This is a genomic window from Mangrovibacter phragmitis, assembly GCF_040429585.1.
Lineage (GTDB): Bacteria > Pseudomonadota > Gammaproteobacteria > Enterobacterales > Enterobacteriaceae > Mangrovibacter > Mangrovibacter phragmitis.
Genome location: NZ_CP134782.1, coordinates 133,195 through 150,628, shown reverse-complemented (window position 1 = coordinate 150,628; position 17,434 = coordinate 133,195). Strand labels below are relative to the sequence as shown.

Here is a 17,434-nt window from a genome sequence, read left to right as displayed (position 1 = left end):
GCCCCACCGCTGGCGTGGTCTTTTTGTGAATACCGCACAACCCAAAATGCAGAAATAGCCTACAAAACAGTCTTTATTCTTCACAACAGCTTTTCATCCTCTGCATACACTCGAACATACTGACGCCATGCGTCGCCAACCGAGGTATCCATGATGAAACGCATAATACCTGTGGTGCTGAGCTCAGCGCTGCTGTTTTCACCGTATTTATTTGCCTCACCGCCCCAGGGCGGCACCATTACGTTTCGGGGCAGTATTGTAAACCCGGTATGCAATATCGAAAATAACCCTGCTGCAAAATCTGTAAACCTGCAGTGTGCCGATAACAGCAGGAAAGTTCAGCAAACCTTTGCCATAAACGACACCACATGGCGACCGACCCTCTCACCACTGGTGAAAACAATTTCTTACCGGAAAACCGCGGAAAATATGTATTTAGTGACAGTGGACTATAACTGAAGCAGGTTTCCATCCAGAGAACGGCAGGCTGAAAGATATTAATAAACGAGCTGAAAGCCAGTATTCTGCCTATTCTGCACAACAGGGAGCACCATGCTCCCTGTTGAATATTACCGCTAAAAGACTTATCCCGGTTACAACACCACTTCAACCCGCGGGCGGCTGCTCATCAACCAGACAGCAAGAGCAGATGCATTAAGCGGGCGGGAATATAAATACCCCTGAGCTATATCGCATTGCAGCTCACACAATTGGCTGCGTTGCTGCTCCGTTTCCACCCCTTCCGCCACCACCGTTTGTTGCAGGCTCTGGCCGATTTTCACTACTGTCGTGGCAATGGCTTTCATTTTGCTGCCGTCGTTTAAATCGCGCATAAAACTTTGGTCGATTTTCAGTTCAGTCATTGGCAAATGCGCCAGACGCGACAGGCAGGAAAACCCGGTACCGAAATCATCCATCGACAGACCTACCCCCAGCTCGCGGACAGCGCAAATCACTTCCATGGTTTCCGGGCGCTTATCCATCATCACTCCTTCGGTGATTTCAATAGTCAGGCATTCTGGAGGAATACGGAACTGGCGCAACAAATAGCCAATATATTGTGGCAGGCTGCTGTTATAAAAGTTGATTGGCGACAAATTCACAGACACCACAGGCACCATGATTTTGTTATTGCGCCATTCCGCCATTTGGCGGCAAGCTTCATGGAGTGTCCAGCGGCCAATGGCTTCAATTTCGCCCGTCTCTTCTGCCAGCGCGATAAATTTTCCTGGGGGAATATCGCCCAGTACAGGGTCGGTCCAGCGGGCCAGCGCTTCCACGCCATAAAGCTCACCATTTTTCAGCCACACTTGTGGCTGGTAATGCAGGTGCAGATGATTACCCGCAATCGCCAGCTTCAGTGCCGCAGCCAGTTTCAGCCGCTCCTGGTCCACCTGGTTCATTTCACTGTGGAAGAACAGGTACCCGCCAGACGCAGCGGCTTTTGCCTGGTGCGAAGCATGGTTGGCCTGTTTAAGTAACATATCCCGCTCAGCACCATGCTCAGGGTACAGGCTCACACCCGTGCTGACCGTCACGTTCAAAGCCATGTCAGCCACATTAAACGGAATGCGGAACAACGCCTGGATTTTCTGGGCCACTGCCGTCGCTCTGGTGACATCGCAATCCGGCATAACCATTACAAACGAGTCGCTGTCGGCATGGCTGACAAAAGCCTGGCGCGAAAACTCACTACTCAGGCGGCGGGCAATCTCTGCCAGCACCTGGTCGCCAGCCGCATAGCCAAGCGCGTCATTCACATCTTTGAAATGATCCAGGTCGAGGAAAAACAACGCGGCACGCGCGTGTTCATCTCCGGCAATCAGAGTATCAATATACTGATGCAGTGCGCGGCGTTTTGGCAGGCCGGTCAGATGATCAAAATTAGCAAGCTGTGTGATTTTTTCCTGGTCGACATGCACAACTATCATGCACGGCACTTCTTGCCCTTGCTCGCCTTCATAACTGATGGTTGCACTTAAGGCATTTTCTTCGCCCGTTGCGGTAATCACTGTCAGCTGCGTTGTCTGCTGAGATGCCGTTGTTTGTTTTGGTGTATAAAATAACGGGATCTCTGCCGCCCGGCGGCCAAATACGGTAACGCCCGGATAACCCCAAAGCTTCTCTGCCGCATGGTTGAAGAAAATAACTGTTTGCGAACTGTCTAATAGCACAACAGCATCATGAACATGCTCTAATGCAACAAGCATATTCTGAGAGCCGAAAACCTCATTATCAGAATGCATATTTATTTTTCTTAGATGAAAAGTTCGCCTTCATGCTAATAGAAAGAATTCCGTTGTTCAATATCCAGACAGCATTATCCTGGTAAAGATAAACATTTATAGATGGTATCTATACATGCTCTTTTATTTATTGATAAAGAGAGACTCATGTCTGCCGATAACTCTCTGTGGATTGTGAATGAAGTATGAATTTTTTTGTTATTTATTATCTATCAACTACGCTTATTTATAGTCTTCCCCGTAATAACTTTTTCGTCTTTGCCAGTGTCACATGAGGCCTGGCGGGCAATTCCCCCTGGCATTCATAGAGAAAGTTTTAATTATTCATAGACAAACAAAATAAATCATTTTTGATTTATCGATACACTCACTTGACCTGTACTGACCTCACACACAGTATATAAGGAAATTCTCAATTCGTCGGATATGAACAGATTTCATTACTTTTTTAGTGAATGAATAGTGAAAAAGTAATGCTACCACTCGCAGCACACAGGCGGGCTGGAAAGAAGACGAATACCACACAACGTTCTTTATATTAGGGCCAGACACGATTATGTATGACGATCTCAGTTCTTTGACAGCAAAGCTGCAAATGTCCGGTGTTGCCTTCCAGCAAATGGGTGATGCCCAGACCAGTGATACAGAAGACGATGTAACTGTAACTCATGAAGCCACTCCGGTCACGCCTGGCACAGCACCTGATAATGTTAAATCTATCAACCGTCTGGAGAGCACTAATGTGAATAACGCAGCGCCTGTCAGCACAGCAAAACATAAACAGGCCGAACGCCAGGTTGCGCCCGTAAACCCTGTGCACAGTAACCGGGGCAGTTCCCTCGCTTCTGGTATTATGGAAAGTGTTGCCCAAATGACCCGCCCGGCAACCCGCGCACGCGAAGAAAATCCGGTACGCCTGGATATCTTATTCGCCGTCATTGGTAAATAGCAGTACATCTCATATTTAGCCGTATCGGCTTAACAGCCGGAATATAACCAGGCCAGTATCATACATACCGGCTATTGATTTGCATGTTTGTCTGATTTTGTCGCCAGATTCAACTGGCAGGTAATATTTTTTGGGGTCGCCGGTTTACAGGCACTGGCTGGAAAATCCTGCTCATTTTCCTGTTCAAGATAAGAAATATGCGAAAAATACTGAGATTCATTCTTACAATTTTGTTACTGGCATTATCGCTATTGGTTGTTTTCACACCAATGAATAGCAATAAACAGTACATCTTCGGCATGGCTGTGGTTGCGGCAGTATTTATTATTGGCAGATTTAAAAACAAAAAAGCCGTTTTAACCATGCTGGTTTTTTCTTTATTAATGTCAACTCGCTATATTTGGTGGCGTGCAACAACAACGCTGCATTTTGACTCCAGCGTTGAAATGGTGCTGGGTTCACTATTATTTGCTGCAGAAATTTACTCCTGGACAATTTTGGTGCTGGGCTATATTCAAATGTCCTGGCCTTTAAAGCGCCCAATTGCACCAATGCCTGCAGACCAGAGCACCTGGCCTACCGTTGATATCTATGTACCCACCTATAATGAAAGCCTGGATGTAGTACGTGATACGGTTCTAGCAGCACAATGTATTGAATACCCGAAAGATAAAGTCAGCGTCTATATTCTGGATGATGGCCAACGTGACGAATTCCGCGATTTCGCCGCAGAGGCAGGCGTTGGCTACATTATTCGTAGCGAGCACAGCCATGCCAAAGCAGGCAACCTTAACCATGCGATGACACTCACCCGTGGGGAACTGATTTGCGTATTTGACTGCGACCATGTGGCAACCCGTGTCTTCCTGCAAGCCACCGTTGGTGCTTTCTTTCAGGATGAGAAACTGGCGCTGATTCAAACGCCGCATTATTTCTACTCGCCGGATCCTTTTGAACGTAACCTGACACCGGCTAAACATGTGCCCCATGAAGGCGCACTGTTTTATGGCCCGGTGCAGCAAGGCAACGACAACTGGAACGCCACCTTCTTTTGTGGTTCCTGTGCGGTGATTCGCCGTGATGCGTTAAATGAAGTGGGTGGCTTCGCAGTTGAAACCGTCACAGAAGATGCCCACACCGCACTGAAACTCCAGCGCCGTGGCTGGAATACTGCCTTCCTGGATATTCCTCTGGCTGCCGGGCTTGCCACCGAACGCCTGGCGCTGCATGTTAACCAGCGTATCCGCTGGGCGCGTGGTATGACTCAGATCTTCCGGGTAGATAACCCAATGCTGGGCCGGGGGCTGAAATTCACTCAGCGCCTGTGTTACCTGAACGCAATGCTGCACTTTCAGTATGGCCTGCCACGCGTCATCTTTCTGACCGCGCCACTGGTCTTCATGCTGTTTAACCTGAATATTATTTCTTCTTCCGCCACGCTGATTTTCTCCTATGCGTTGCCGCACCTGATTTTATCCACCTATGTGAACTCTAAAATCACCGGCCGCTACCGTTATGCATTCTGGGGGGAAATCTATGAAACCGTCATGGCGTTCCACCTGATATTGCCAACCCTGGTGACCATGATTGCACCAAAACTGGGGAAATTTAACGTTACCGACAAAGGCGATCTGCTGGATAAAGACTATTTTGACGCCACCACTGTGCGCCCACTTATCATCACGGCGTTGTTGATGGTTGGCAGCATGATTTGGGTGGGTGCGCGCTACTACATGGGCTTCTACACCGGTATCGACCCCTGGGTTATCCTGTTCAATATTATTTGGGGCACCTTCAGTACCATTACTCTGCTGGCTTCTATTGCTGTTGCTAAAGAGACAAAACAAGTACGTAAAACCATCCGCATCACCGCCAAACTCCCTACAAGAGTGCGCTTCTCCGATGGCTCAACTATGGATACACACACGCTCGATGTTTCCATGGGTGGTGCGCGTGTGGCACTGGTTAAAGGCCATGACCTTGCCCATAAAAACGCAGTCATGCTGGAGTTGGGGCTGGGTGGCGAAGTGGCGCATATTCCCCTGCGCACCACTGGTACGGGGGTGGGCGAATTGCGTATGGAGTTCGACAACTTCTCCCTGAATGAACGCCGCAAACTGGTACGTGTTGTGTTATCCCGCGCGGATGCCTGGTTTAAACCCCCTCATGCGCCAGACCGCCCGATCGCCTCTTTCCTGAGCATTTTGCAATGTGTATGGGAATTGTTCTTTGGCCGTAAAAAACACACTAACGGGTTTAATGCCCAAATGGCGGAAGTTCCCAAAACACAGGCAGAGGTTAATGATGCGATTTAAACGCCCGCTTCTGGCAACCTGCCTGTTATGTGCCGCCAGCCAGGCCAGTTTCGCCGCATTGCAGAATAAAGCAGATGCCCTGCCGGATTTGCCCCTGCCCGTCAGTGTGCAGGGAAATACTCCAGCAGTGGATGTTGCCAGTATCACCGCGGCAAACAACAGTAACCAGAATGTCGCCAACACCATCAGTTTTAAAGATATGGGGGCCGCCACTGGCCTGATGATTTCCGGCCAACAGTTGCAGAACGGGTTATCGTTTACTCTGCCAGGTGACCTGGTGATTACCGCTGCGCACCTCAACCTTAACCTGCAACTGAGCGCGGTCAGTGTACCGGGTGAAAACCTGCAATTAATGCTGAACGGCCAGCCTCTGGGCGCCATACCGCTGGATCAGCTCCAGCAAAGTAAGGGCTTCTGGAACCTGGATATTCCGTCATCCATGATTGCCTCCCATAACAACCTCAGTTTTCAGTTAAAAACCGGGGACGACATCATTAACGACACCTGGAGCTGCCAGCGCGAACTTCCGGCGAATTACCGGGTTACTCTGATGCCTTCTTCCGCACTGAACTACCAGGGATTGTGGCTGGATGTGCGTAAAAATCTGAGCACCTTCCCGCGCCCCTTCCTTGATGTTAAGCAGATGCAGCGTGCCTCGTTAAACGTCGCATTTCCAGAAAACCCGGATGCCTCTGTGTTAACGGCATCGGCGATTGTCGCTTCGCAGTTTGGGGTAATGAATAGCGAGAAAGGCACCCAGTTTGCGGCCAAATATAATGAACTCCCCCCAGGAAATGGGATTCTGTTTGGCAAACCTGGCGACCATATTGGCCCGGTTGTCATTGCCGACAATAGTGGCCCGACATTGCAGGTTATCGATAACCCGCTTAACCCGGCATACAAACTGTTGGTAGTCAGTGGCCGCAATGAAGCTGAGCTGCGCCAGGCGGCGTGGCGCTTAACCCAGCCGGGGTTACCCGACACCGATACCCTGCAAGTGCCGGCTATCACACTGGCCCAACGCCAGGCTTACGATGCGCCGCGTTGGGTGAATACCCAACACCCGGTAAAACTCAGCACTCTGGAAGCCAACAGCGGCGCACTGGTTGCCCACGGGATTTGGCACGGTGCTAACCAACTGGCATTCCGCGCTGCACCAGACTTATTTATGTGGGATGGCACCACGATACCGCTGCACCTGAATTACAGCTTCGCCCAGAAAACCTGGATTGATGACCAACATTCGTTCCTGAATGTCAGCATCAATGGCGAATTTCTCAAACGCCTGCCAGCCAGCCGTGGCGGTATTTTCACCCCCGTGATGGATATGCTGGGTTTGTCCAGCCGCCAACAAAACGCCACTGTCAATATCGACCCGGGGACCGTATTTGGAAATAACCAACTGGGGTTCTGGTTTGGTACCAGTGTGCGGAAAAACGCGCCCTGCAGCGCCATGGCGGATGACAGTATTCAGAGCCGGGTAGAGGGTGATTCCACGCTGGACTTCACTCATGCATGGCACTTTGGGCAATTACCTAACCTGGCCTGGTTCACCAGCGCAATGTTCCCGTTCACCCGCCACGCTGACCTGGCGCAGACTGCGGTTCTGCTGCCGCCTCACCCCAGCTCAGAAGATGTCACGCTACTGATGGATATGATGGCGCAGTCTGGTCGTGACACCGGTGTCGCTGCCAGTTTTGTGCAGATTTATACCGGAATTCCTCAGCAAGATGCAGGCCAGCAACGCCTGGCTGACAGCGATATTCTGGCAATCGGCAGCCTGAAAAACAGCAACTTAATCGCACCGTTGCTACAGGGTAGCCTGTTCTCACTGAACGAAAATACGCTGGAGGTGGAGGCTCCTGATGCTGCCAGCCGCCTGATTTCGCTGCTGACCGGTGACTGGGGAAGAAACTACACCGATGCCGCCAGTTTTCTGGCCGACAACAGTGCCTGGCGTGGGTTTATCAGCCTGCGCTCCCCGTGGAACGCTAAACGTGTGGTCGTGCTGGCAACCGCGACCAGCTCACAAGGGTTGCAACAACTCCCGGTGGATATGGCCCGGCAAGGGTTTCAGTCCGTAGCATCTGGCGATTTTACCGCCGTGACAGGGGCAGGCGATGTCAAAACCTGGCGTGTTGGCACGCAGTTCATCACTGGCGATTTGCCTGTGTGGATGCGCGTGCTGTGGTATGCCAGCCAGCACATTTTTTACCTGGCGCTGATTGTCTGCCTGATTGCGTTACTGTCCAGCACCTTGCTGTACCAGTGGCTGAAGAAACACGCCCACCAACGCCTGCACGGAACATCGAAACATGAATAAGAAACAGCTGACACATGCCTTTGCCCTGTTGTGTCTGGTCGGTGCCAGTTACCCTGCAGACGCGGCAAGCAACACACAGCCTGGTAATACCGCGTCAGATAATGCGGCGGCAGGCGATACTGTGGGCGATAAACCCGGTTCCGCTAACGATGACGCGGTGAAAAAGCTGCTGGCTCAGGCCAGTTACTGGCACAGCAAAGCTCACGATGACATGGCTATGGAAGCACTACAAAAAGTGCTGGTAGTGGATAACCACAATATTGATGCCATGTACCTGATGGCGTTGTACCAGATGCAAAGCGGCAATACACAACAGGCCGCTATCTGGCGTAAAAAAATCAGTGACATCTCCCCGGATGACCCGCATCTGGCGTCACTGGATGGCGCGAACTCAATGCAAACCATTTCCCGTGGGCAGTTGAATACCGCCCGGGATCTGGCACGCAGCGGGCATATCAAAGAAGCGATTGCCACATACCGTACTCTGCTACATGGCAACCCGCCGCCGGATGAACTGGCGCTGGAGTATTACCAGACGCTGGCAGGCGACAGTGACACATGGCAACAAGGTGTTGATGGCCTGCGCCGCCGGGCACATATGCTGCCCGGGGATGCAGCAACACAACTGGCTCTGGGTTCAGCACTGACCTGGCAGGAAAGCGGGCGGCGTGAAGGCATCGCCATACTCTCCGGGCTGGCCCCAGACAACAAAATTGCCGATAAAGCCTTACAACAAGCGTTGCTCTGGTTGAACCCGAAAGCAACAGATTTACCCGTATACACCGCTTATGCCAGCCGCCATCCGGATGACACCGCCCCCATGGATCACTACCGTAAAAGTGTGGATGGCGGGGCAACCAAAGCAGCCTTTGATGCACTGAATGGTGGCGACCTGAGCACAGCAAAAACAAAATTCACTGAAGTGCTCAAAACACAGCCCAAAGATAGCAACGCGCTGGCAGGGCTGGGCTATGTCGCGTTACGTCATGGGGATTTTACCCAGGCAGAAACGCTGCTGCGCCAGGCTTCAGCACAAGACACCGGCAATACCAATGACGCCCAGTGGACCAAAGACGCAGACAACGCCCATTTTTATGGCACACTGAATCTGGCCCGCTCAATGACCCAAAAAGGGCAGTATGCTGAAGCATTAAACCGGCTGGACAATGCCCAGGGAACGTCAACTGACCAGCGCCAGGCCGCCGATATGCTGCGTGCGGACATTTACCGCCGCCAGGGAAAACTGTCTGACGCTGAGCAGGTCTACCGCCAGTTACTGGACGAACACCCGCAGAACACCACCGCGCGCACCAGCCTGTTCTGGATCCTCAAACAAGAGCATAAAGAGACCGAAGCGGCGCAAATTCTGCGTACCCTGCCCGCCCGCCTGCGCACCCGTTATGCCAGTTGGGGTGATAACGGCGATGAGCAGCGCAAAGCTGCCGAAGCAGCCATCAAAGGGGGGAACATGTCCCAGGCGATGCAAATTTTGCAGGCTGCGGTGGCGAAATACCCGCAAAATGCCTGGCTTAAGCTCGATTACGCCCGCTTATTACGCCAAAGTGGTGAAAAGCAACGCGCCGCAGTAATCATGTCTGCCCTGCCACAACAAAGCGGCCTGACAGCAACCCAGCATAACGATGCACTGTATGCGTCAGCGGTCTATTTTGTCGAAGATGACAACTGGTCCAAAGCCCAAAGCCTGATGTCACAGGTACCCACTGCCCATTTCAGCGATGATATGCGGGCGCTTAACAGCCGCATTTTGCTGAACCGCCAGCTGGATATTGCCCAGAACTATATTAAACAAGGCAACCGCGCGGCGGCACTCAACAGCCTGCGTATACTTTCCAGAACGCCGCCACAAGCGCCTGTGGATGCTGGCCGCCTTGCCGAATTATTAATGCAGGCTGGCGACAGCGCCAGTGCACTGGCACTGGTACGTAACAGCCAGGCGCAGGGGTTACAGGGTTCACTGGCCGATTACGCCAGCCAGATCCGCGTACTCAACCAGGCCGGGCTGTTTGCGCAAGCGGAAAGCGTACTTAACGCCCCGGCATTGCAAAACGCTTCCAGCCAGGAAGAAATAGACCGTATCCGCCTCGCCAACCTGATAACCCAGGCGGATACCCTGCGTGCACACAATAAAATCCGTGCCGCCTGGGATCTGGTGATGCCAGCCCTGCGCAATAATCCGACCAATACTGACTTGTTGCTGACCGTTGCACGGATTTACCAGGCAGACCATATGACTGATAAAGCCGATGAAATCTATCAGTATGTGCTGCGTAAATCCCCACAGGACAGGCAGGCGCTCACCGGCGAAGTCTGGCTGTCACTGGCGCGTAACGACAGCGACAAAGCGAAGCAGTATTTCTCTCAACTGGAACCAAACCAGAACACCGACTATCTACTGCTTGCCGCCCATGTTGCTGCCGCACAAGGTCAAAACCAGCAGGCGATGTCACTGTTACGCACGGCACGATGGCGTATACAGTCCGATGATGTCAGCAATGGCGACGATGCCATCAACAGTGTGCTGTCAATACCGTCACCCACACAGCAAACCCAACTGACTGCACTGAACGACATCGACAGTATGATGCGTAATCTGCAAGAGAAAGCCGCAACCTGGACTGGTGGGGCAGTCTCAATTCGTTCCCGTAACGGTGAGGCGGGGCTGGGCCAACTGACTGAAGTCAAAGCCCCGATGACCGTTTCCGGTACGCTGGGCGACAGCAATGCCCGCCTGAGCCTGGATGTGGCACCGGTCACGCTGAATGCCGGAGAAATGTCGGGGGAATCCGCTAACCGCTTTGGTTATGGCGCTATCAGCCATGCGGCGAAACTGGCGGCGGCAACCTCCACCAGCACCACATCCACCAATGCAGACAGCCAGGGCAGCCAGCAGGCCAACGGGGTGGAAACCCATTTATCCCTGAGCGGCGACAGCTACAAACTGGATGTTGGCAGCACGCCTACTGGCGGCCAGATGACACGGCTGGTTGGTGGCATGGAGTGGAAGCCACAACTGACTGACCACAGCTCGCTGGATTTGAAAGCTGAACGCCGCGCAGTCACAGACAGCCTGCTGTCTTACGTGGGCGCCAAAGATAAAACCACTGGCGAAAAATGGGGTGCCATTACCCGTAACGGCGTCTCCGCACAGTATGCCTGGGATAATGACCTGGTCGGCCTGTATACCAAACTCGGCTTTGACACTTACCTGGGTACCAACGTCCCCACGAACCATTCTGTTAACGCAATGGCAGGCAGCTATATTCGCCTGTATCAAACGCCAGAAAGCGAATTGCGTATGGGCGTGAACGTTAACTACATGGATTTCCAGCGCAACCTCAGTTACTTCACCACCGGCCAGGGCGGTTACTTCAGCCCGCAGGATTATATGTCGCTGACATTACCTGTGACATTCAGCCGCCACTGGGGTGACTGGGACATGACACTGAGTGGCTCCGTCGGCTACCAGTCTTATAAACAGGATCAGAGTGATTACTACCCAGGCCACAGCAGCCTGCAGTCAACACTCGAAAGCTATGCCAGCTCAGATGACGATGTGGACAGCGTTTACAAAGCAACCGCGAAAAACGGTATCGGCTACACCCTCGGTGTGGACGCCCGTTATCGCCTGAATGACAACGTCGCACTGGGCGCAAACCTGGGGTATGACACCTTTGGCAGTTACAACGAAGGTAAAGCTCTGATTTATTTTAAATATTATGTCGATCAAGACAATTAATCGGTGGGATATAAACATGTTTAGCAATCAGGATACCTATTTACAGCGTAACTATCAGGCTGGCTGGCACGACCTGGTGTATCTGTTCTTTAACGAATTCACCAACAGCCAGCAGGACAAAGACCCGGACACGCTGCGCCGTATCGGCGGCATGCTGGCGCAATGGTATCCCATAGACCCGTCAAATACGGTGAATGAACTGGAACAACACATTAACCATGTGCTGGAACTGTTCAACTGGGGCTTTGTAAAAATGGCGCCAGCACAACGTGAACTGATTTTGATCCATTGTGCCTGGCCGCATGCCCCAGAATCCCGCGATGAAGCGCAATGGCGCCGGGCCAGTGCTTATGTACTGGAAGGCGCGTACTCGCAGTGGCTGGTTTCCCAGGGCGCAGGCAATAGCGTGCCAGTGCGCTGGAAAGAAAACACCACTGAAGATGTTTTAATTTTTCGTTACGCCATGACGGAATAATCCCCCTCTCTCCACAACATCAACGGGCAGGTTGAGACCGGCCCGTGACTTTTCGTGGGGTAAAGGCATTCCGCCATATCAACTTTCAGGTGACCATAATGTTGAATGAACTCACTGTTTCAGGAAGGAAACTTGAACTCGGTAGTATCAGTTATATGGAAGAGGATGCCTTTATCTCCCTGGTGCTCGATGCTCAGGGCAAGGTGAGCTATGCCAACCCTGGCTATTACGCGCTGACCGGATACGACAGAGATGACGTGCTGGACGCCCCACTTTTCCAGCCCGGCGAAGAGCACTACACATCTTCTCTACTGGCTGGGCTGAAAGTCTCGCGGCTGACAGGTGAAAAATGGCAGGGCGAAGTTTTTCTGCGCAAGAAAAACAACGAACCACTCTGGCTCGATGTCACGTTACTGCCGCGTTGCGATGAACGTGGTGATGTTTTTGCTTTTATCCTGGTGTGTTTTGATATCACGCACCATGTCACCATACGTGAACGGTTGCATTACCGGGCGCACAACGATGCATTAACCAGAACGTTGAATCGCCAGGGGTATTACATCCGTAGCCGGAAAAAATTTCGTGCAGCCCAGGCCAGCGGTGCCGAAACCGTCGTCGCCATTCTTGATTTAGATAATTTTAAAACCATCAACGATGAGCTGGGCCATGCCGCAGGCGATGAAGTTTTACGCCACTTTATCAGCCGGGTGAAACAGTGCATCAGCAACACCACTCTGCTTGGCCGCCTGGGCGGTGATGAGTTCGCACTGACCTTTATTGACGGGACTGACGAACATGATGCCGGGTTATTGCTGCAACGGATTATTGAGCAAACCCGTCTGCCCATGTACCTGCAGACTATTGGTCACCAGGTGGCGCTGTCTGTCAGCATTGGCGTCGCTACCTGGCCCAGGCACGGGACCAACTTTGCATCCGTGTTAAAGGCCGCAGACACCGCGCTGTATAAGGTAAAAGCACTGGGTGGAGACGACTTTATTAATTACCAAATTGTCTCAACAGCGGACTCGCACAGTATTGTCGGGTCGGTCTGATGTCAATCGTTAACAACGAAATAGTTAATAAAAATAAATAGTTAAATTGTGCACACTCTGTAACTCAGGTTGCCATCAGCCTGAATTACGACGTGTATTGCTGCGCTAACACAGAGGAAACGAGAATGTTAAAGGCTGTGATTCCTGTTGCAGGTCTTGGTACGCGTATGCTGCCTGCAACCAAAGCCATCCCTAAAGAAATGCTGCCGATTGTGGATAAGCCCCTTATCCAGTACATCGTGCAGGAGTGTTATGCCAGTGGCATCCGGGAAATCATCCTGGTCACTCACTCATCCAAAAACGCGATTGAAAACCACTTTGATACCTCTTTTGAACTCGAATCCCTGCTGGTACAACGCGTAAAAAATCAGTTACTGGAAGAAGTGCGTACCATTTGCCCGGCTGGCATGAACATCATGCATGTGCGCCAGGGCCAGGCGAAAGGCCTGGGCCATGCCGTGCTGTGTGCACAGCCACTGGTGGGTGATGATGATTTCGTTGTCGTGCTGCCGGATGTACTGATTGATGACAGCCACTGTGACCTGGCACAGGATAACCTTGCCGCGATGATCCAGCGCTTCACGGCGACGGGTGCCAGCCAGTTAATGATTGAGCGCGTCAGACATGAAGATGTGTCCCGTTACGGTGTGGTCGATTGTGGTGGAAAGAACCTGAGCGCAGGCGCTTTTGGCCGCATTCTGGGCATGGTGGAAAAACCGGCCACAGAAGACGCCCCATCCGATATGGCGGTTGTTGGCCGTTATGTCCTGTCTAAAGCAATCTGGCCGTTGCTGCATAAAACACCGGTTGGCGCGGGCGGCGAAATCCAGCTCACCGATGCCATTGATATGCTACTGACAGAATCTACTGTCGAAGCTTACAGCCTGGTGGGTAAATCTCATGATTGCGGCGACAAAATTGGCTATATGAAAGCCTTTGTTGAATATGGGCTGCGCCATCAGGCAACGGGTGAAACTTTCCGTCAGTGGCTGCAAAATGATATCAGCCTGGCACGTAAACCTGTTACCGGGGCACAGGCTGAAGCCGTTATGTAACCTCTGGCGGCGAAACAGTCTGTTGTGTCCCTGTACGCTGAATACGCTGCCCTTTGCGGGCGGCGTTCCACAAAGCAATATGCGTTTTCTAAAGGAACATTCTCTATCATGTTAAAAGCGATCTGGTTCTCGCCATGGCTATTACTGCTCTCGCTGACCATGAGCTCTTTCGCCGCGTCCGCTCAGGAAAACAACTGGGCGGTGTTTAAACACAATTACCTGAATCAGGACGGGCGCATTATCGACCGTGAAAATGGCAACATCAGCCATTCTGAAGGCCAGGGATACGGCATGTTACTGGCCGTTATGAATAACGACCGCCCGGCTTTTGAGCGCATTTGGGGCTGGACTGAACACACCTTATTACGCCCTTCGTTGTGGTTGTTCGCCTGGCGCTATGACCCGGCCGTCAACAAAGTGACCGATACCAACAACGCCAGCGATGGCGATACACTGATAGCCTGGGCGCTACTGCTCGCTGGCGAAAAATGGCATGAGCAGAGCTGGACCGACGCCTCATCACATATTCAGGATGCGCTTATCAACTGCCTGGTAATTGAGGAAGACAACCAGACATTGCTGTTACCGGGGCTGGAGGGTTTTGTGCGTGACGACGGCTATATTGTTAACCCGTCTTACTTTATCTTCCCGGCCTGGGAAAGCTTCTGGAAAGCCAGCCACAATTCAGTATGGCTGAAACTGAAGCAGTCCAGCCTGGCACTACTGGACAAAGCGCGCTTTGGCAAAACCCAACTCCCCAGCGACTGGGTGTTTGTCAAAGACAACGGTGATGTCTCACCCGCCAAAAACTGGCCTGCCCGTTTTAGTTATGATGCCATTCGTATTCCGTTATACCTCAGCCTGGGTGATGTTAAACCTGGCGCGACAGAAAATTTCCGCCACTTTTGGTCCAGCTATACCCGGAATTCAACCCCTGCCTGGGTAGACGTTTCTGGCAACAGTCAGGCAACTTACGATATGTCTGGCGGAATACTGGCGGTACGAGACTTAACCATGGGAGATTATCATCAAATGGATAAATCACTGCACCCTGGCGAAGGTTACTATTTATCTGCACTCCATATGCTCTCTTTATTTGCAGCATCTTTAAAAGGATGATAAACAATCATGCTTAAAATTTTTGTATACCGTTAACTGTCATAAAATGTGAGTTTGATTAAGGTCAAAATAAACGCAATATTGCTATTAACCACTACGGTAAATATTGTTCCATGTCACATTATTTTGCGGATACGATAGTTTTCACCTGGGCGTAAAGTATGTACGACCAGGTAAACCCTCATTATGGGTTACCGAATGCTGGCAGGATGCTCTTTATAACAAATATGTGACCAGCTGCAGGGAAGGGCTGACTGGTTACCAGCCCGTACCAGCGTTTCAGCGCAAGGGAGTAAAACGGTTTTCAGAAACCGAAAAACCCCGGGCTATGTAGCGATGGGATAAAAAGGCATTGCAACAGAATCTGTTACTTCTTCCGGGAATGAAAATGAGAGCCAGACTGGCGTGCTTATCCAGCCGCTCACTTGAGATTGGCCTGACGCGCGGTTTAACAGACCTGAACACTTACGTTATTACACAAGTATTATCGTGGTGAAATTTTTATGAAATTAACAACAGTGCTTGCCATTATTGTGAACAAAGATTAATCCGCACTTTTTGTTCATAAGAGAATGACAGGATTTAGTGGAAGAATAATAAAAAAGTATTAGTTCTCATGCAATTCATGGGGGAGAAATGACCGAGTTAAGAATAATAACAAGGCATCACAACCAAACAGATTATATAAATCTACCCGTACAACGTCAGCATTTGCAACCCGGGGAAAAAAATGAACATTCGTAATTTAGAGTACCTTGTTGCCCTGGCTAAATACCGCCATTTTCAGCGTGCAGCCGAAGCCTGTAACGTGAGCCAACCAACACTCAGCGCCCAGTTACGTAAGCTGGAAAATGAACTGGGATTACAATTACTGGAGCGCACTACCCGTAAAATTCGTTTCACACAAACCGGGTTGCGCCTGGTGGAGCAAACTCAGGTGATTCTGCGGGAAATTGAAGCGCTGAAAAACATGGCGAACAGTAGCCAGAACAGCCTGTCTCAAACACTGGATATCGGTATCATTCCAACCCTTGCGCCGTACATTTTTTCCCATATGAATACGTTATGCCGGGAAAACTTCCCGGAAGTTGAAATGGAAATTCATGAAGCGCAAACCCAGCACCTTTTGGCAATGCTGGAATCCGACGCCATTGAATGTGCGATTGTCATGGCCAGCAAAGAAACCAGTAAGTATGTTGAATTACCGTTGTTTGAAGAACCACTGGTACTGGGTGTCAGCCACAAACACCCTTATGCCCGGTTCGATGAAATCAACATGGACCATCTCAAAAATAACAAAATACTGATGCTGGATGACGGCAACTGCCTGCACAACCAAATCTTGCGGTATTGCTATCAGTTTGAGCTGGAACCGGATAACCGGTTTATCGCCATGCATCTTGAGACACTGCGCCGCAGTGTGGCGTTTAACAAGGGAATCGCTTTCTTCCCACTGCTTTCCACTCAGGAAGAAACCCGCGATGAAGTGAAATACTTACGCTGCGTGGCACCAGAACCCACACGCAAAATGGTGCTGGTGTTTCACCGTAGCGACCCGATGCGTAAGAAGTATGAAATGCTGCGCAACATTATTGCGAAACATATGGAGAAGTATTTACAGGCCGACAGTATTACCGCATGACCATCGCATAACCGGGTGAACCGATTATCACTCCATGGATACCGTAATACCGCTATATTTTCTCTGACAATCACGTTGGCGCGTGATTGTCATTGCTGCCTTTAGTCCGTTAAGCACATCTTCCGCAAGCACGTTACCCATGCTGTACTGCGCTTCAATTGCCAGCCACAAATTCACCAGTGCCAGAGTGTAGTCATTGGTGGTCATCCCGGAGTGGACTGCAGAAAAGAACGGAAATTGCACCAGAAGTTGCTCCTGGTCGCTCTGAATCACCTGCCCATGTAAATAAGGCTGCGCCAGTAACCCGGCAACCTGGTGTTCATCACCCCGCGTAACCCAGGCAAGGCGCACAGCAATAGCGTCCACTACAGGTGGAACGGGAACCGCGGGTAATCCCTGTTGGGAATGTTGTGACAAACGGTCAGATTTCACTTTTCAGTATCCTTTGTGCCTGGAACAGGGTGTTCCTGCTAATCCATGCCATCGGCCACCCAGCTAGAT

The 17,434-nt window shown here is 51.1% G+C and carries 12 protein-coding genes; 10 read left to right on the top strand and 2 right to left on the bottom strand.

Annotated features, from left to right (window positions below; genetic code table 11):
* Positions 1–150: 150 nt before the first annotated feature.
* Positions 151–459 carry a hypothetical protein gene (locus tag MPHASIOC01_RS00725; RefSeq protein ID WP_156519044.1) on the top strand — a complete coding sequence of 103 codons (309 nt, stop codon included), beginning with the start codon at positions 151–153 and terminating at the stop codon, positions 457–459.
* Positions 460–593: 134 nt separating this feature from the next.
* On the opposite strand, the gene MPHASIOC01_RS00720 is transcribed toward MPHASIOC01_RS00725, so the two are convergent.
* Entirely contained in the window at positions 594–2,246 is a 1,653-nt protein-coding gene (locus MPHASIOC01_RS00720; RefSeq protein WP_064597482.1) for an EAL domain-containing protein, read from the bottom strand.
* Between the two features lie 556 nt (positions 2,247–2,802).
* Here MPHASIOC01_RS00720 and MPHASIOC01_RS00715 point away from each other — a divergent pair.
* The 9 genes from MPHASIOC01_RS00715 (at position 2,803) to oxyR (ending at position 16,933) form a co-directional block, all read left to right on the top strand.
* Complete coding sequence (locus tag MPHASIOC01_RS00715; RefSeq protein WP_064597481.1) at positions 2,803–3,195, top strand: hypothetical protein; 393 nt, start codon at positions 2,803–2,805, stop codon at positions 3,193–3,195.
* 197 nt (positions 3,196–3,392) lie between these two features.
* Entirely contained in the window at positions 3,393–5,510 is a 2,118-nt protein-coding gene (gene bcsA, locus MPHASIOC01_RS00710) for a UDP-forming cellulose synthase catalytic subunit (RefSeq protein ID WP_353613734.1), read from the top strand.
* Positions 5,497–7,833 carry a cellulose biosynthesis cyclic di-GMP-binding regulatory protein BcsB gene (bcsB, locus tag MPHASIOC01_RS00705; RefSeq protein ID WP_353613733.1) on the top strand — a complete coding sequence of 779 codons (2,337 nt, stop codon included), beginning with the start codon at positions 5,497–5,499 and terminating at the stop codon, positions 7,831–7,833. The genes bcsA and bcsB overlap by 14 nt, the downstream gene beginning before the upstream one ends.
* The gene (locus MPHASIOC01_RS00700) at positions 7,826–11,590 is read left to right on the top strand and encodes a cellulose synthase subunit BcsC-related outer membrane protein (protein WP_353613732.1); all 3,765 of its coding nucleotides are present in this window, start codon (positions 7,826–7,828) and stop codon (positions 11,588–11,590) included. The genes bcsB and MPHASIOC01_RS00700 overlap by 8 nt, the downstream gene beginning before the upstream one ends.
* Before the next feature lie 16 nt (positions 11,591–11,606).
* On the top strand, positions 11,607–12,065 hold the full coding sequence (gene bcsD, locus MPHASIOC01_RS00695) for a cellulose biosynthesis protein BcsD (protein WP_036116673.1): 459 nt from the start codon (positions 11,607–11,609) through the stop codon (positions 12,063–12,065).
* 98 nt (positions 12,066–12,163) lie between these two features.
* Entirely contained in the window at positions 12,164–13,117 is a 954-nt protein-coding gene (locus MPHASIOC01_RS00690; RefSeq protein WP_064597475.1) for a sensor domain-containing diguanylate cyclase, read from the top strand.
* A 125-nt stretch (positions 13,118–13,242) separates the two neighbouring features.
* Positions 13,243–14,172, top strand: coding sequence for a UTP--glucose-1-phosphate uridylyltransferase GalU (galU, locus tag MPHASIOC01_RS00685; protein ID WP_353613731.1), 930 nt, complete (start codon positions 13,243–13,245; stop codon positions 14,170–14,172).
* A gap of 108 nt (positions 14,173–14,280) precedes the next feature.
* A complete protein-coding gene (locus MPHASIOC01_RS00680) occupies positions 14,281–15,291 on the top strand; it encodes a glycosyl hydrolase family 8 (protein WP_064597471.1) in 1,011 nt (336 codons plus the stop codon).
* A 730-nt stretch (positions 15,292–16,021) separates the two neighbouring features.
* Positions 16,022–16,933, top strand: a complete 912-nt coding sequence (gene oxyR, locus MPHASIOC01_RS00675) for a DNA-binding transcriptional regulator OxyR (RefSeq protein ID WP_064597468.1) — start codon at positions 16,022–16,024, stop codon at positions 16,931–16,933.
* A gap of 27 nt (positions 16,934–16,960) precedes the next feature.
* Here the strand turns inward: oxyR and MPHASIOC01_RS00670 are convergent, their stop codons facing one another.
* A complete protein-coding gene (locus MPHASIOC01_RS00670) occupies positions 16,961–17,365 on the bottom strand; it encodes a hypothetical protein (RefSeq protein WP_353613730.1) in 405 nt (134 codons plus the stop codon).
* Positions 17,366–17,434 lie beyond the last annotated feature (69 nt).